This is a genomic window from Streptomyces sp. NPDC104226, assembly GCF_055584085.1.
The window spans coordinates 641,525-655,720 of sequence record NZ_JBVJMS010000002.1; the positions used below are offsets into that span (position 1 = coordinate 641,525).

Annotated in this window: 13 protein-coding genes, 1 tRNA gene and 1 riboswitch; of the genes, 7 read left to right on the forward strand and 7 right to left on the reverse strand. The window is 72.8% G+C overall.

Translation table 11 applies throughout. The annotated features are described in order from the left end of the window. Window positions 1-152: 152 nt before the first annotated feature. From ACZ60J_RS08210 to ACZ60J_RS08235, 6 genes are all read left to right on the forward strand, one after another. Complete coding sequence (locus ACZ60J_RS08210; RefSeq protein WP_469680266.1) at window positions 153-1,277, forward strand: Gfo/Idh/MocA family protein; 1,125 nt, start codon at window positions 153-155, stop codon at window positions 1,275-1,277. Further along, window positions 1,274-2,431, forward strand: a complete 1,158-nt coding sequence (locus ACZ60J_RS08215; protein ID WP_469679719.1) for a dihydrodipicolinate synthase family protein — start codon at window positions 1,274-1,276, stop codon at window positions 2,429-2,431. The genes ACZ60J_RS08210 and ACZ60J_RS08215 overlap by 4 nt, the downstream gene beginning before the upstream one ends. Then, entirely contained in the window at window positions 2,428-3,267 is an 840-nt protein-coding gene (locus ACZ60J_RS08220; RefSeq protein WP_469679721.1) for a sugar phosphate isomerase/epimerase family protein, read from the forward strand. Before ACZ60J_RS08215 ends, ACZ60J_RS08220 begins: the two co-directional genes overlap by 4 nt. 118 nt (window positions 3,268-3,385) lie before the next feature. After that, window positions 3,386-5,779, forward strand: a complete 2,394-nt coding sequence (locus ACZ60J_RS08225; RefSeq protein WP_469679722.1) for a polysaccharide lyase 8 family protein — start codon at window positions 3,386-3,388, stop codon at window positions 5,777-5,779. A gap of 72 nt (window positions 5,780-5,851) precedes the next feature. Further along, entirely contained in the window at window positions 5,852-7,468 is a 1,617-nt protein-coding gene (locus ACZ60J_RS08230) for a N,N-dimethylformamidase beta subunit family domain-containing protein (protein WP_469679723.1), read from the forward strand. Between the two features lie 126 nt (window positions 7,469-7,594). Next, on the forward strand, window positions 7,595-7,984 hold the full coding sequence (locus ACZ60J_RS08235; RefSeq protein WP_469679725.1) for a VOC family protein: 390 nt from the start codon (window positions 7,595-7,597) through the stop codon (window positions 7,982-7,984). On the opposite strand, the gene ACZ60J_RS08240 is transcribed toward ACZ60J_RS08235, so the two are convergent. The 4 genes from ACZ60J_RS08240 to ACZ60J_RS08255 form a co-directional block, all read right to left on the reverse strand. After that, entirely contained in the window at window positions 7,974-8,810 is an 837-nt protein-coding gene (locus ACZ60J_RS08240) for an ABC transporter ATP-binding protein (RefSeq protein WP_469679726.1), read from the reverse strand. The genes ACZ60J_RS08235 and ACZ60J_RS08240 overlap by 11 nt on opposite strands. An 11-nt stretch (window positions 8,811-8,821) precedes the next feature. Next, a complete protein-coding gene (locus ACZ60J_RS08245; RefSeq protein WP_469679728.1) occupies window positions 8,822-9,877 on the reverse strand; it encodes a FecCD family ABC transporter permease in 1,056 nt (351 codons plus the stop codon). Beyond that, window positions 9,874-10,866 carry an ABC transporter substrate-binding protein gene (locus ACZ60J_RS08250; protein ID WP_469679729.1) on the reverse strand — a complete coding sequence of 331 codons (993 nt, stop codon included), beginning with the start codon at window positions 10,864-10,866 and terminating at the stop codon, window positions 9,874-9,876. The genes ACZ60J_RS08245 and ACZ60J_RS08250 overlap by 4 nt, the downstream gene beginning before the upstream one ends. A 53-nt stretch (window positions 10,867-10,919) precedes the next feature. Beyond that, a riboswitch (cobalamin riboswitch) is annotated at window positions 10,920-11,059 on the reverse strand. A gap of 6 nt (window positions 11,060-11,065) precedes the next feature. After that, the gene (locus tag ACZ60J_RS08255) at window positions 11,066-12,013 is read right to left on the reverse strand and encodes a helix-turn-helix transcriptional regulator (protein WP_469679731.1); all 948 of its coding nucleotides are present in this window, start codon (window positions 12,011-12,013) and stop codon (window positions 11,066-11,068) included. 185 nt (window positions 12,014-12,198) lie between these two features. Between ACZ60J_RS08255 and ACZ60J_RS08260 the strand changes: the two genes are divergently transcribed. Further along, on the forward strand, window positions 12,199-12,372 hold the full coding sequence (locus ACZ60J_RS08260; RefSeq protein ID WP_469679733.1) for a hypothetical protein: 174 nt from the start codon (window positions 12,199-12,201) through the stop codon (window positions 12,370-12,372). 187 nt (window positions 12,373-12,559) lie between these two features. Here ACZ60J_RS08260 and ACZ60J_RS08265 read toward each other — a convergent pair whose 3' ends face one another. From ACZ60J_RS08265 to ACZ60J_RS08275, 3 genes are all read right to left on the reverse strand, one after another. Further along, window positions 12,560-12,802 carry a LexA family protein gene (locus ACZ60J_RS08265; RefSeq protein WP_469679734.1) on the reverse strand — a complete coding sequence of 81 codons (243 nt, stop codon included), beginning with the start codon at window positions 12,800-12,802 and terminating at the stop codon, window positions 12,560-12,562. Between the two features lie 173 nt (window positions 12,803-12,975). Beyond that, window positions 12,976-13,048: transfer RNA gene (locus ACZ60J_RS08270), tRNA-Trp, on the reverse strand. Between the two features lie 54 nt (window positions 13,049-13,102). Further along, entirely contained in the window at window positions 13,103-13,837 is a 735-nt protein-coding gene (locus ACZ60J_RS08275) for an ankyrin repeat domain-containing protein (protein WP_469679736.1), read from the reverse strand. Window positions 13,838-14,196: the final 359 nt, after the last annotated feature.

The window sequence follows — 14,196 nt, forward strand, 5'->3', positions numbered from 1 at the left end:
CACGCGGCTCTAGCCTGAAGGCGGAGAAAGCGCTTTCTATGCTTTCTGCGTCGCTTCCCGGGAAGTTCGGAAGCTCGGAAGCCCCGCACAAGGAACACCGCAACAAGACGAAGGAGGGGGACACCGTGCAGCGCAGGACGATCAAGATCGCCATGAACGGCGTCACCGGGCGGATGGGGTATCGCCAGCACCTGGTCCGCTCCCTGCTCGCACTGCGCGAGCAGGGTGGGCTCGACCTCGGCGACGGCACGGTGCTGTGGCCTGAGCCGGTGCTGGTCGGCCGACGCGAGGAGGCCCTGCGGGCCATCGCGGAGCGGCACGGCCTGGAACACGTGAGCACCGACCTGGCCGCGGTGCTGGCCGACCCCGAGGTGGAGATCTACTTCGACGCCCAGGTCACCGGCGCCCGCGAGGCGGCCGTGCGGCAGGCCGTGGCGGCCGGCAAGCACGTCTACTGCGAGAAGCCGACCGCCCTCACCTTCGAGTCCTCGCTGGAGATCGCGCGACTGGCCGACGCGGCCGGCGTCAAGCACGGGGTGGTGCAGGACAAGCTGTTCCTGCCGGGCCTGCTGAAGCTCAAGCGGCTCATCGACGGCGGCTTCTTCGGCGAGATCCTGTCCGTGCGCGGGGAGTTCGGATACTGGGTCTTCGAAGGCGACTGGCAGTCCGCCCAGCGCCCTTCCTGGAACTACCGCTCCCAGGACGGCGGCGGCATCGTCGCCGACATGTTCCCGCACTGGGAGTACCTGCTGCACGAGCTGTTCGGCCGGGTCCGTACGGTGCAGGCGCTGACGCGCACCCACATCGGCCGCCGCTGGGACGAGGAGGGCAAGCCGTACGAGGCCACCGCGGACGACGCGGCGTACGGGATCTTCGAGCTGGAGGGGGGCGCCGTCGCGCAGATCAACTCCTCCTGGGCGGTACGGGTCAACCGCGACGAGCTCGTGGAGTTCCAGGTGGACGGGACGCACGGGTCGGCGGTCGCCGGGCTGCGCGGCTGCCGGATCCAGCACCGGGCGGCGACTCCGAAGCCGGTGTGGAATCCGGACCTGCCCCTGACCGAGAACTTCCGCGACCAGTGGCAGGAGGTCCCGGACAACACCCCCGCCGACAACGGCTTCAAGGCCCAGTGGGAGCTGTTCCTGCGCCACGTCGTACGGGACGAGCCCTGGCAGTGGGACCTGCTGGCCGGCGCCCGCGGGGTGCAGCTGGCCGATCTCGGGCTGCGTTCCTCCGCGGAGGGCCGACGGCTCGCGGTCCCGGAGGTGGCGCTGTGAGCATCCGGCTCCCCTCCGCGGACGGCGGGCTGCGCCTCCACGCGCCGGTGACCGCCCCGCTGGCGCCGTTCAGCTGCGGCCCGGCCCGCAGCCGCACCTTCTACTCGGCCGCGCACGTGGTGGCCGACCCCCTCTCCGCCTCGGCCGAATCCGGACCGGTGATCGACTGGGAGTCCACGCTGGCCTTCCGGCACACGCTGTGGGCGCAGGGCCTCGGGGTCGCCGAGGCCATGGACACGGCGCAGCGCGGGATGGGCCTGGACTGGCCGGCCGCGGCCGAGCTGATCCGCCGTTCGACCGCCGAGGCCCGGTCGGTGGGCGGCCGGATCGTCTGCGGGGCGGGTACGGACCAGTTGGCTCCGGACACCGCGCACGACCTGGCCGCCGTCACCGCGGCGTACGAGGAGCAGCTGGCGCTGGTCGAGGAGTGCGGGGCGACGGCCGTGCTGATGGCCTCCCGGGCGCTGGCCGCGGCGGCGGGCGGCCCGGAGGACTACCTTGAGGTGTACGGGAGGCTGCTGCGGCAGAGTTCCCGGCCCGTGGTCCTGCACTGGCTCGGGCCGATGTTCGACCCGGCGCTGGCGGGGTACTGGGGGCACGCGGACCTGGACGCGGCCACGGACGTCTTCCTGAAGATCATTTCTGAGTATCCCGAGAAGATCGACGGCATCAAGGTCTCGCTGCTCGACGCGGGGCGCGAGGTGGAGATCCGGCGGCGGCTGCCCGCGGGCGTGCGCTGCTACACGGGCGACGACTACCACTATCCGGAGCTGATCGCCGGGGACGGCGAGCTGGCCAGCGACGCCCTCCTGGGGATCTTCGATCCGATCGCGCCGATCGCGGCGCGGGCGGCGCTCGCCCTCGACCAGGACGATGCGGCCGGATTCCGGGAGCTGCTGGATCCGACGGTGCCGCTGTCCCGGCACCTGTTCGCCCCGCCGACCCGCTACTACAAGACGGGCGTCGTGCTCCTGGCCTGGCTCGCGGGACACCAGGAGCACTTCGCGATGGTCGGCGGGCTGCACGCGGCCCGCTCCCTCCCCCACCTGGCCACCGCCTACGAACTGGCCGACGACCTCGGCCTGTTCCCGGATCCGGAGCTCGCCGAGGCCCGGATGCGACAGCTGCTCACCCTGCACGGGGTGGCCGCGTGAGCCCGGCGGGGGCGCCGGCCCGGTTCAGCCTGAACCAGGAGACGATCCGCCAGTGGTCCCTCCCCGAGCTGGTGGCCGGGTGCAGCGCGGCCGGGGTCGGCTCGGTCGGACTGTGGCGCGATCCCGTGCAGCGGTTCGGGGTGCGGGAGACCGCGAAGCTGGTCGCCGGGGCCGGACTGCGGGTCAGCTCGCTGTGCCGGGGCGGCTTCTTCACCGCCGCGGATCCGGACGGGCGGGCGGCCGCGCTCGAGGACAACCGCCGTGCCGTGGAGGAAGCCGCCGAACTGGGCGCCGACGCGCTGGTCCTGGTCTCGGGCGGCCTGCCGGACGGAGACCGGGACCTGGCGGGAGCCCGGCGGCGGATCGTCGACATCCTGGGCGAGCTGGTCCCGTACGCCGCGGGGCACGGGGTGCGTCTGGGGATCGAGCCGCTGCACCCGATGTACGCGGCGGACCGCTGCGTGGTCTCCACGCTCGGTCAGGCCCTGGACATCGCCGAGGAGTTCCCGGCGACGCGGGTGGGGGTGGTCGTCGACTCCTACCACCTGTGGTGGGACGAGCGGCTGCCGTCCGAGGTCAGGCGGGCCGGAGAGGCCGGGCGGATCGTGTCCGTCCAGGTCGCCGACTGGGTCACGCCGCTCCCCGAGGGCGTGCTGCTGGGACGGGGACAGCTGGGCGACGGCTCCATCGACCTGAGGGCATTCCGGGAGCTGACCGACTCCGCGGGGTACCAGGGGCCGGTAGAGGTGGAGATCTTCCATCCCGGGCTGTGGGCGCGCGACGGCGAAGAGGTGCTGCGGGAGGTGATCGACCGCTACCGCGAGCACGTCGCATGAGGTGAAGGGGGGTGCGTGAGCCGAAGTACACGGGGGCCACAGCGTTTCGGGCGCGGCAGCGTTTCAGGCGCGGCAGCGATACCGGGGCGAAGCAGCGTTTCAGTCAAAGGAGACTGTGATGACAGATGTGTGGAGCCGCCGTGCCTTCCTCACGGCGGTCGGTGGCGGCGTGGTGCTGCTCGGCACCCCCGCCTTCCCCGCCACCGCCGGGACGGTGACCTCGGTGCACGCCGCCATGCGCGCGGTGTGGCAGGGCCTCGTCCTCGGGAGCGTGTCCTCCCCCACCGCGGAGCCGTTCCGCACGCGGCTGGCCGCGCTGGGCGCGCAGGCCGGCCAGTGGCGCTCCTCGATGGCCCCGGCGACCGGTTCGCTCTGGCCCGACCAGGTGTTCACCACCGACCCGGAGTGGATGGCGCAGAGCTACTACCGGCTGCGGAGCATGGCGGAGGCCTACGTCAGACCGGGGACGGGGCTCACCGGTGACGCCGCGCTGCGTACGGCCGTGCTGACCGGGCTGGACCATCTGCACGCGCAGGTCTACAACGCCGGGCAGGCGCGGTACGGCAACTGGTGGTGCTGGCAGATCGGCGCTCCCCAGGCGCTGCTCGACACCGTCGTCCTGATGTACGGCCAGCTCTCCGCGGCGCAGCTCACCGCCTACTGCGCCGCCGTGGACCACTTCGTACCGGATTCCTCGGTCGGCTCGTACACGGGGACCAGCACCGGGGCGAACCGGGTGGACCTGTGCCGGGTGCTGGCGCTGCGCGGTGTGGTCGGCGGCGACGACGCGAAGATCGCCCTGGCCCGGGACGCGCTCACGCCGGTGTTCCCGTACGTCACCTCCGGCGACGGGCTCTACCGGGACGGCTCCTTCATCCAGCACACCTACGTCGCGTACACCGGCTCGTACGGTTCGGTCATGCTCGGCGGACTGGGCATGCTGTTCGGCCTGTTGAAGGGGACGGCCTGGGAGGTCACCGACCCCGGCGCGCAGATCGTCTTCGACGCGGTGGAGCACGCGTGGGCTCCGTTCCTCTACAACGGACTGATGATGGACGCCGTATCGGGCCGGGCCCCGAGCCGCGGTGTCCAACTGGCCGATCCGCTTCAGGCGCAGCTGGACGACCACACCCGCGGCCACTCGGTCCTCGCGGCGATCCTGCTCATCGCCGAGGGCGCGAGCTCCGCCGAACGGACGCGCTGGCGCGGACTGGTGAAGGGCTGGGCGGCGCGGGACTACTACGGCCCCCCGTTGTCGGACGCCACCCAGAGCCTGTCGGCCCTGGCCCGGCTCTCCGAGGTCTCGGCGGACGCCACGGTCACGGCGGTGCCCGAGCCGGTGGCGCACCGGCTGTTCCCCTCGATGGACCGGGCCACGCACCGCAGGCCGACCTGGGCCGCCTCCCTCTCCATGGCCTCGAAGCGGATCACGCACTACGAGACGGGCAACGGCGAGAACCTGCGCGGCTGGCACACGGGCAGCGGCATGCTCTCCTGGTGGGGCTCCACCTACGGGAACGGCCAGTACTCGGACGCGTTCTGGCCCACGGTCGATCCCTACCGGCTGCCGGGGACCACCGTCTCCCGCAAGGCCCTGGCCGACGGCGCCGGGGGCGACTGGGGTGCCTCCCGGCCGGACGTCACCTGGGTGGGCGGCACGACCGACGGGGAGTTCGCCTCGGTGGGCCAGCACCTGAAGGGGCTGGGCAGCACGCTCACGGCCCGCAAGTCCTGGTTCTTCCTCGACGACACGGTGGTCTGCCTGGGCGCCGGGATCAGCTCCACGGACGGCGTCGGCGTCGACACGGTCATCGACAACCGGAACCTGGGCGCGACCGGCGCCCACGCCCTGACCGTGAGCGGTACGGTCCAGCCGGCCACGCTGGGCTGGACCGGCTCCTTCCCCGGCCCCGGCTGGGCGCACGTGGCGGGTTTCGGCGGCTACGTGATGTCGGGGCCGGGCACCTTCCGGGCGCTGCGGGAGGCCCGCACCGGCCGGTGGAGCGACATCAACCGGGGCTCTTCCACCACGGTCCTCACCCGCCGCTACCTGACCCTCTGGTACGACCACGGGACGAACCCGGCCGCCGGCAGCTACGTCTACCAGCTGATGCCGGGAGCCTCGGCTGCCCAGACCTCGGCGCGGTCCGCCACCACCGGATGGCTCACGGTCCTCGCCAACAACCCGACCGCCCAGGGGGTGGCGGTGGGCTCGCTCGGCTTCACCGGGGTGAACTTCTGGCAGGCCGCGACCGTCGGCGCCCTGCAGGCGAGCGCGCCGTGTTCGGTCACGGTGCGGGAGCTCGGCGACGGCACGGCCGTGGTCTGCGTCTCGGACCCGACCCGCACCCTCACGGGGCTGACCCTCGTGTGGAACCGGCCCGTCACCCAGGTGCTGTCCCAGCCGGCGAGCGTGGTCTCGGCGGGCACCGGGAGCGCGCTCCAGCTCGGCTTCGGCAGCCTCACCGCCCTGGCGGGAGCGAGCCAGGTGGTGAAGGTGAGGCTGGGGTGATCTGCGGCCGCGCGCGCGGCGGCAAAGCGGGGCGGTGAAGCAGAGCCCACGGCGTGACATAGCGTGACCTGCATGGATCAGGAGCACATATCCGGGGACGGCGAAGGCGCGGGCAGGCGGCGGTTCCTCGCCCTGGCGACGGGGGCCGCGGCCACCGCCGCCGGGCTGGGGGCCGTGACCGGCTGCGCGGGCGGGGACACCGGGGCGGCGGACGGGGCGGGGCCCGGCGGGAGCCGGGAGCCGTCCGGTCCGCCGCAGGAGAAGGAGGGGCCGCACGGCTTCGACGTCCGGGCCGAGAACGCCCGCCCGGGGAACGCCGACTGGCAGGTCGCCAAGGCCGGCCCGGCCCGCGCCATCGAGGGCTTCGCCGACCGGGTCAGTGTGCTGCCCGGCGAGTCCTTCGGCCTGCACGTCTCCACCACGGCGCCCCGGTTCACCGTCTCCGCCTACCGCATGGGCTGGTACGGCGGCGCCCGGGCCCGCCTGGTCTGGCGCTCCGAGGCCCTGCCCGGGGTGCGCCAGCCCGACCACACGGTGGACGCCTCGACGCGTACGGTCCGCACCCGGTGGGCCCGTAGCACCACCGTCGAGACCAAGGACTGGCCCGAGGGCTGCTACCTGCTGCGCCTCGACGCGCAGGGCGGCGAGGGCCAGCGGTTCGTCCCCGTCACCGTGCGGTCCGCCGCCACGGCCGGACGTACCGTCGTGGTCAACGCGGTGGCGACCTGGCAGGCGTACAACCGCTGGGGCGGCTACGGCAGTTACGACGGCCCCAGCGGCGGCTATGCCTCGCGCTCGCTCGCCGTGACCTTCGACCGGCCCTACGAGTACGACGACGGCGCGGGCCTCTTCCTGGTGTACGAGGCTCCGCTGCTCGCACTCGCCGAACGGCTCGGCATCCCCCTGGCGTACACGACCACCACCGACCTGGCCCGGGAGAAGCGGCTGCTGGACGGGGCGGCGGCGGTGCTCTCCCTCGGCCATGACGAGTACTGGTCGCCCGAGCAGCGGGCGCACGTCACGGCGGCCCGGGACGCGGGCACCAACGTCGCGATCCTGGGCGCGAACTGCTGCTACCGCCGGATCCGGCTGGAGGCCTCCGAGCTCGGTCCGGACCGCACGGTGGTCTGTTACAAGTCCTCCTACGAGCAGGATCCCGGCTTCAAACGGGGACACCCCGCCACCGTCGACTTCCGTTCCCCGCCGGCCGCCGACCCGGAGAGCTCGCTGCTCGGCGTGATCTACGACGGTTACCCGGTGGACGCCCCCTACGTGGTGACCAACCCGGGCCACTGGCTCTTCGAGGGCACCGGCGCGAAGGCCGGCGACAGTTTCCCGCACCTGGTCGGGGTGGAGTACGACAAGGTCAACACCGGTTTCAGGACCCCGCGCCCGATCGAGATCCTGGCCCACTCCCCCGTGGTCTGCGACGGCCGCCCCAGCCACCAGGACACGGCGTACTACACGACGCCGAGCGGCGCCGCCGTCTTCGCGACGGGGACGATGCGCTGGGTGGAGGCCCTCGACGCGAAGGGGGACGGCCGCAGCGGAGCCAACCACGGACTGGACGCACGCTCGGGCGCCCTGACCACCCGGGTCACGGAGAACCTGCTCCGCGCCTTCGCCGCCGGGCCGGCGGGACGGACGCACCCGGCACAGGACAACGTGAAAGCGGTGTACGGGGCCTAGGCCGTACACAATCCGCTGGACTCCCCCCGTAAGGGCTGTTTAGGATCATGTCGCGGCATCGCGTGTCGGTCACCGGCTGGGTGAGACATGGAGGTGCCGGGACATGCCTTTCGGAGGCATCCACTCATGGCTGTTCAGCTCAACCACACGATCGTCCACTCCCGTGACCACCGGGAGTCCGCCGAGTTCCTGGCCTACCTCCTCGACCTGGAGGTCGGAGCCCCCTGGGGCCCCTTCATCCCGGTCGAGATCTCGAACGGCGTCACCCTGGACTTCGCGAACATTCCCACCGGGTCCATCACGCCTCAGCACTACGCCTTCCTCGTCTCGGAGGCCGAGTTCGACGACGCCTTCGAGAAGATCAAGCGGGGGCGGATCACCTACTTCGCCGACCCGCACGGGCAGCGCCCCGGCGAGATCAATCACAACGACGGCGGCCGCGGTGTCTACTTCGAGGACCCCTCGGGCCACGGCATGGAGCTGATCACCGTCCCGTACGGCGGCTTCAAGGAGTAGGTCCGCCTTCCTCCGGGAGGTAGACGATGGTCGGCGCCCCCGTCGTCGGGTGGACGCCGATACGGGTGCGGACTCCGTAGACCTCGGCCAGCAGGCCCTCCGTCAGCACCTGTGCCGGGGTGCCCGAGGCCACCACGCGGCCGCCCGCCAGGACGTACAGGCGGTCGCAGTACATCGCCGCCAGGTTGAGGTCGTGCAGGACCAGCAGGGCGGTGGCCGGCAGGGCGCGGACCAGAGCGAGGACCTCCAGTTGGTAGCGGATGTCCAGGTGGTTGGTCGGTTCGTCCAGGGCGAGCAGGCCCGGGTCCTGGACCAGGGCCCTGGCCACCAGGGCGCGCTGGCGCTCGCCGCCCGAGAGCCCGTCGAAGCGGCGGCCCGCGAGGGCCGCCGCGCCGACGGTCTCCAGGGCCCGCGCGACGCGACGCACGTCGTCGGGTCCGTCCTGCTCCCAGAACCGCTTGTGGGGGCTGCGCCCCATGGCGACCACCTCCCGCACGGTGAGCCCGAACGTACCGGCCGCGTCCTGGGGCACCACCGCCACCCGCCGGGCCCGGTCCTTGGCGCCGAGCGAGGCCGCGTCCACGCCGCCCAGCAGGACGCGCCCGCCGGTCGGGCGCAGGGCGCCGTAGACGCAGCGCAGCAGTGTCGTCTTGCCGCTCCCGTTGGGGCCGACGACGCCGACCGTCTCGCCGGGGCGGGCCGTGAGGTCGATCCCGTGCAGCAGCGGCTGCCCGTCGATCGCGTACCGCACGGCCTCGACGGCGAGTTCCGCAGGCCGAGCCTCTCCCGCGGGGCCCACACGGGCTTCCGGTCCTGCCTGTCGCATCCGTCCCGCCGTCATCCCACGACCCCTTCGGTACGGGTGGACCTGCGCAGCATCCACAGGAAGAACGGCCCGCCGACCAGTGCCGTGACCACGCCCACCGGGATCTCCTCCGGTGCGGCGGCGGTACGGGCGATCAGGTCGGCCAGGGTCAGGAACACCGCCCCGCCCAGCGCGGCCACGGGCAGCAGCGCCCGGTGCCCGGCGCCGACGGCCATCCGGGCGGCGTGCGGGACCATCAGTCCGACGAAGCCGATCGCCCCGCTGTAGGCCACCAGTACGCCGATGACCAGCGAGGTGAGGACGAACACGGCGGCCCGGAACCGGCCCGTGTCCAGGCCGAGCGTCTGGGCGCCCTCCTCGCCCGCGAGCAGCAGGTCGAGCGGCCGGGCCAGGGCGACGAGCAGCCCGGTGCCGAGGAGCAGGGCCGTGGCGGGCAGGGCCAGTTCGCTCCAGCGCGCCCCGCCCAGCCCGCCGAGGGTCCAGAACAGCACGCTGCGGATCTGATCGGGATGGGCGGCCAGCACCAGGACCAGGCTGGTCAGGGCGGAGAGCACGTACTGGACGGCGACTCCGGCGAGGATCAGCCGGCCGGTGGTCATGGTGCCGCCGCGCCGGGCCATCGCGTAGACGGCGACGAGCGCGCCCATCGACCCGGCGAACGCGGCGAGCGGTACCGCGGCGCCGCCCGCGGAGCCGAGGAAGCCGGCGCCGAAGACGATCACCAGCACCGCCCCGGCCGAGGCCCCGGAGGAGGCCCCGAGCAGGAACGGGTCGGCGAGCGGATTGCGGACGAGGGCCTGGAGCACGGTTCCCGCGACGGCGAGGCCCGCGCCGACGACGGCTCCGAGCAGGACGCGCGGCATGCGGACGTCCCACACGATCGCCCCGAAGGCGCCCGTGCCTCCTGCGGGTCCCGGCCCTGCGAGCACGATGTCGAGCACCTGGCCCGGAGGGATCCGTACCGGCCCCAGGGCCAGGCCCGCCAGGGCCGATGCGGCCAGCGCGGCGCCGAGCAGGGCCAGTACGACGGGGGTACGGGTGAACGCGCGGGCGGCCCGGAGCCTCACGGGGCGGCGGGGTGGAGCTGGCCGCCCAGCGATTCGACGGCGTCGGCGACGCGTACGCCGAGCACGGCCGAGGACAGCGGCAGCACGACGAACCGCTGGTTCTTGACGGCGGGGACCTGCGCCAGCGCCGGGTCGTTGAGCAGGCGCTGCTTCTTGGCTTCGACGGTGGTGCCGCCGTAGTCGTAGATGAGGACGACCTCGGGCCGCCGCTCGATGACCTTCTCCCACGACACGTCGCCGAAGGTGTCGTCGAGGTCGGCGAACACGTTCGTGCCGCCCGCCAGCGCGACGATCTCGTTGCCGATGCCCTTGCCGCCCGAGGTGAAGGCGGAGGCCTCGCCCGAGTCGTAGACGAAGACGGCGGGCTTGGCCCGGTCCTTCACACGGGCGCTGACGGCTTCGATGCGGCGCTGTTCGTCCGCGATGAGCCGTTCGCCGCGCTCGGGCACGCCGAAGGTCCGGGCCACCTCGGTGATTTCGGTCCTGAGCTGGTCGAGGCCGACCTTGCCCTCGGTGCAGTACTCCACGCTGAGCCGGGAGTTGATGCCGGACTTCGCGAGCCCCTCGCGGTCGCGGCCCTGCGCCTTGTCGAAGGCGCTGGAGTAACCGCCGTACACGAAGTCGGGGTTGGCTCCGAGGAGGATCTCCTTGGAGGGGTACTCCTTCGCCAGCACCTTGATCTTGTCGTACGCGGGCCGGTAGGCGGGCAGTACGGCGTCGTCCAGGTAGGCCGTCCCGACCGTCCTGCCCTCCAGGCCGAGGGCCAGGAGGATCTCGGTGGCGTGCTGGTTCATGGTGACCGCACGCTGCGGCGGTGCCTGATAGGTGCTGGTGACACCGCAGTTGGTGACCGTGTACGGGAATCCGGGCGCGGCGCCCGCCTCCGCCTTCGCGTCCTGCGCCGGGGATGATCCCGCGCAGGCGACCAGCGGTATCAGGAGGGGGACGGGCAGGAGTGCGCGCAGCAGCGCACGGGGGTGCCAGGACATGGCGAAGCCTCTCCGGGGGATCCGCGTCCCCTGGTCGAACGGCCGAATGATCGGCCCGAAAGAGGCGGTGCGTCAGTGTCTGACTCCCGGGTCCCCGCACGGGGACGACCGGTCACAGTGGCGGGACCGCACCGGATTCGCACCGGTTTCCTGTCCTGCACCGCCTGGATAACGCGGCCCAGTCTGCCAGAAGGGCGTGTCAGCGGTGCGCGCGCACCGCATCGGCGACCCGGGAGGCGAGGGTGCGCAGGGCCTCGTCGGAGGGTGATCCCGGTTCGGCCGTGTAGAGGTAGAGGGTCTGGTCGGGGTCGTCCGGGAAGGCGAAGGACTCGTACTCCAGGGCCAGTTCGCCGACGACCGGGTGCCGGAAGCGCTTGGTCCCGTGGGTGTGTTCGAGCACGTCGTGCCCGGCCCACCAGCGCCGGAAATCCGCATCGGCCGTGCCCAGTTCCTCGACGAGCGGGCTCAGATCCGGATCGTACGGGCGCCGGCCCGCGTAGAACCGCAGCGCGGCGACGGCTGCGCGCGCGGCCCCCTCCCAGTCGGCGAAGAGCCCGCGGGCTGCGGGGTCAAGGAAGAGGAACCGCGCAAAATTGCGCCCGCCGCCACCGGGTGCGCCCGCCTCCGGGGGGTCGGTCTCCGCGGCTCCGAAGTCGGCGTACAGCGCCTCGGCGAGCCGGTTCGCGGCCAGGACCTCCAGCCGGTGCCCCATGATCATCGCCGGGGTGCCGTCCTCCAGGGCGTCCAGCACCCGGTACAGGCCCGCCCGGACCCGCTGCGGGCCGCCGGCTCCCGCGCGGCCGGAGGCTCCGGCCGCCGCGCCGGCGGCGCGCCCGGGCCCGGGGGCCGGCTGCGGCCGGGCCAGGCCGAAGAGGTGGGACCGCTCGGTCGCGTCGAGCCGAAGCGCCCGGGCCACGGCGTCGAGGACCTCGTCGGAGACGTGCTGGGTGCGGCCCTGCTCCAGCCGCGTGTAGTAGTCGACGCTGACCCCCGCAAGCTGCGCGACCTCCTCCCGCCGCAGCCCGGGCACCCGCCGCCGCCCCGGATGCGCGGCGGCCCCCACCTCCTCGGGCCCGATCCGGGCACGCCGGGAACGCAGGAAGTCCCGCAGGTCCGAACGGGGCTCGCGCCCGGCGCTGGCGTTCATGCCCCCAGGCTAGGTGCTCCTGATCACTCCTGGCCCCAGCAGACCCTGCGGGGTGCTCCGGCCGCTGGGTGAGGACCCGTAGCCTGACACGTGAACGTTCTGGAAGGATCAATTCCACAGGGGTTGACGCAGGCATGTGCCAGGCGGATCGTGGGCGCCTCAGCCGACCGAACGCTGGAGGGCCCATGACCGACGAGTACCGCACCCGAGTGATGACGCTGTCCGACGGCACCCCCCTCCGCACAGTCCTCGGGGGAGCAGACGCGGACCTGAGTGATGCCGAGATCCTCGAGCGGTACCCGCGCGTGGCCGAGATCCTGGCGCGCTGGGAGCTCGACGACGCCGGGCCGACCGCCTGACCAGTGCGGACGACCCTCCCGACCTACCCGCGGGAGGTTCCCCCCGCCTACCACGCCGCCCGTTGTCAGTGGGCACGGCTAGCGTGGACACATCACATCGGCTCTAGCTAGCGGGGATGCTGCTGCGCCGGTTGTACCGCCCGTCGGGCCCTTCGGGGACAGCGACCGACGGGCGGACCCATGCCGGCTACCCGGGCTCGGCGAGCAGCCGGGTGGCAGCCGGGGTCAGTTCGACACTGCTCCACCCGCGGTCCCGCCGGCTGAGCAGGTGCCGCTTCTCCAGCTCACCCAGCTGGTGCGCCACGCTGCTGGACGAGGACAGGCCCACCGCGGCACCGAGCTCCCGGACCGTCGGCCCACGGCCGTGCACGGCGATGTGCCGGGCGATCGCTTCCAGGATGAGGCGTCGGCGGGGCTTGAGGGGGATCATGCGGGGGCCTGCCGGACGTGCGGGCGTGTGCGGTGGTGCATGACTCCAGTAGCGCACGTGTTCGAATATCGATGCAAGCCGAGCCGCAGCCGCACCACAGTCCGGCGCAGCGACAACCTGGACCGACAGCAAGAAAGCCCAGGCAGACTATGTCTGACCTGGGCTTTTCCTTGCAGGGGCGGCAGGACTCGAACCTACGACACTCGGTTTTGGAGACCGATGCTCTACCAACTGAGCTACGCCCCTTCGGTGAGACCAACCATGCCATGCCGCACTCCGAAGATCCACTGAATTCGGTGGTCAACCGTTGAGAATTTCGCCCCGTGTGCGGGCGCCCGCCGATGTCAGCCAGTCGATGAGCTGATTGTCTTCACTGGTCAGGGCCATGTCGAGGGGGGTCTGGCCGCCGTGGCCGAGCCAGTTGATGTCCGCACCTTGGGACAACAGGTATCGCGCCGTGGACAGTCGGCCCCCGTGACACGCTCCCCAGAAGGCGCTGGTGATCTCATCCGGATCCGCCCCCGCCTCGACGGAGTCCTCGACCGTGGCGAGGAGTCCGAGGGTGGCCGCGTCCTGCAGGGTGGGGCGGGCTCCGAGTTCGAGGAGTCGGTGCGCCGCCCGCCACTGCCCGAAGCCGGTCGCGTCGGCCAGAGGGGCGCCGCCTCCCAGGACGGAGCCCGGGGCCTCCAGGTCGGCACCCGCTTCGACCAGGGCGTCGATCGCGGTGACGTCGTCGTTGCTAGCGGCCCAGTGCAGGGGGGTTTCCCGGTGCGCGCCGACGAAGCGGGCTCCCGGGTCGGCTCCGGCGGCGACGAGTGTACGGATCACCTCCGCGGTCCGCGGGTAGTGGCCGGGCCAGTCCACGGCGAGGTGCAGCAGGCTCCGCTCGCCCGCCGCCTCGCCCCGCTTCACGATCCGGCCCCCCGCCAGCCCGGGGTGCGCGGCCAGCAGCCGCCGGAGTCCGTCCAGGTCGCCGCCCCGGATCGCGGCCGTGACGGCTTCGGCGAGCGGGTCCTCCGATGCGAGACAGAGCATGGGGGCAAGAGTAGGGGCCCCCGGTCGGCGCGGCCTGCTGGATTCCGAGGGGGCATCGCTTCGCCGGTCCGCTCCCAGCAGAGCAGAGGAGCCCGGTGCGGCCGGTTCCGCCGGGACGGCTTCCCCGAGGCCGTGGCCCTCGACCTCGGCTCCATGGCCACCGGCCTCGTCGTCTTCCGGCTGCCGCGGGACTCGGGCATCGCCGCGGTCCGGTTCGTCCTCGACGGCGGGCTCGCCAACGAAGTCGCCCAGCGGCGCCCGGCCGGACGAGGCCCCCCGGACCCGCCCGGACGCCCTCCCGAACGCCCTCGCGAACGCCCTCCCGTCCGTACCGACTTGTCCCGCCCCCTTGACCCGCT

What these genes read in the sequence shown, in the direction of transcription:
- ACZ60J_RS08275 (WP_469679736.1), bottom strand. Translation starts at nt 13,837, where the DNA reads ATGCTCTGTCTCGCATCGGAGGACCCGCTCGCCGAAGCCGTCACGGCC.
- ACZ60J_RS08265 (WP_469679734.1), bottom strand. Translation starts at nt 12,802, where the DNA reads ATGATCCCCCTCAAGCCCCGCCGACGCCTCATCCTGGAAGCGATCGCC.
- ACZ60J_RS08255 (WP_469679731.1), bottom strand. Translation starts at nt 12,013, where the DNA reads ATGAACGCCAGCGCCGGGCGCGAGCCCCGTTCGGACCTGCGGGACTTC.
- ACZ60J_RS08240 (WP_469679726.1), bottom strand. Translation starts at nt 8,810, where the DNA reads ATGCGACAGGCAGGACCGGAAGCCCGTGTGGGCCCCGCGGGAGAGGCT.
- ACZ60J_RS08250 (WP_469679729.1), bottom strand. Translation starts at nt 10,866, where the DNA reads ATGTCCTGGCACCCCCGTGCGCTGCTGCGCGCACTCCTGCCCGTCCCC.
- ACZ60J_RS08260 (WP_469679733.1), top strand. Translation starts at nt 12,199, where the DNA reads ATGACCGACGAGTACCGCACCCGAGTGATGACGCTGTCCGACGGCACC.
- ACZ60J_RS08230 (WP_469679723.1), top strand. Translation starts at nt 5,852, where the DNA reads ATGGATCAGGAGCACATATCCGGGGACGGCGAAGGCGCGGGCAGGCGG.
- ACZ60J_RS08225 (WP_469679722.1), top strand. Translation starts at nt 3,386, where the DNA reads ATGACAGATGTGTGGAGCCGCCGTGCCTTCCTCACGGCGGTCGGTGGC.
- ACZ60J_RS08235 (WP_469679725.1), top strand. Translation starts at nt 7,595, where the DNA reads ATGGCTGTTCAGCTCAACCACACGATCGTCCACTCCCGTGACCACCGG.
- ACZ60J_RS08210 (WP_469680266.1), top strand. Translation starts at nt 153, where the DNA reads ATGAACGGCGTCACCGGGCGGATGGGGTATCGCCAGCACCTGGTCCGC.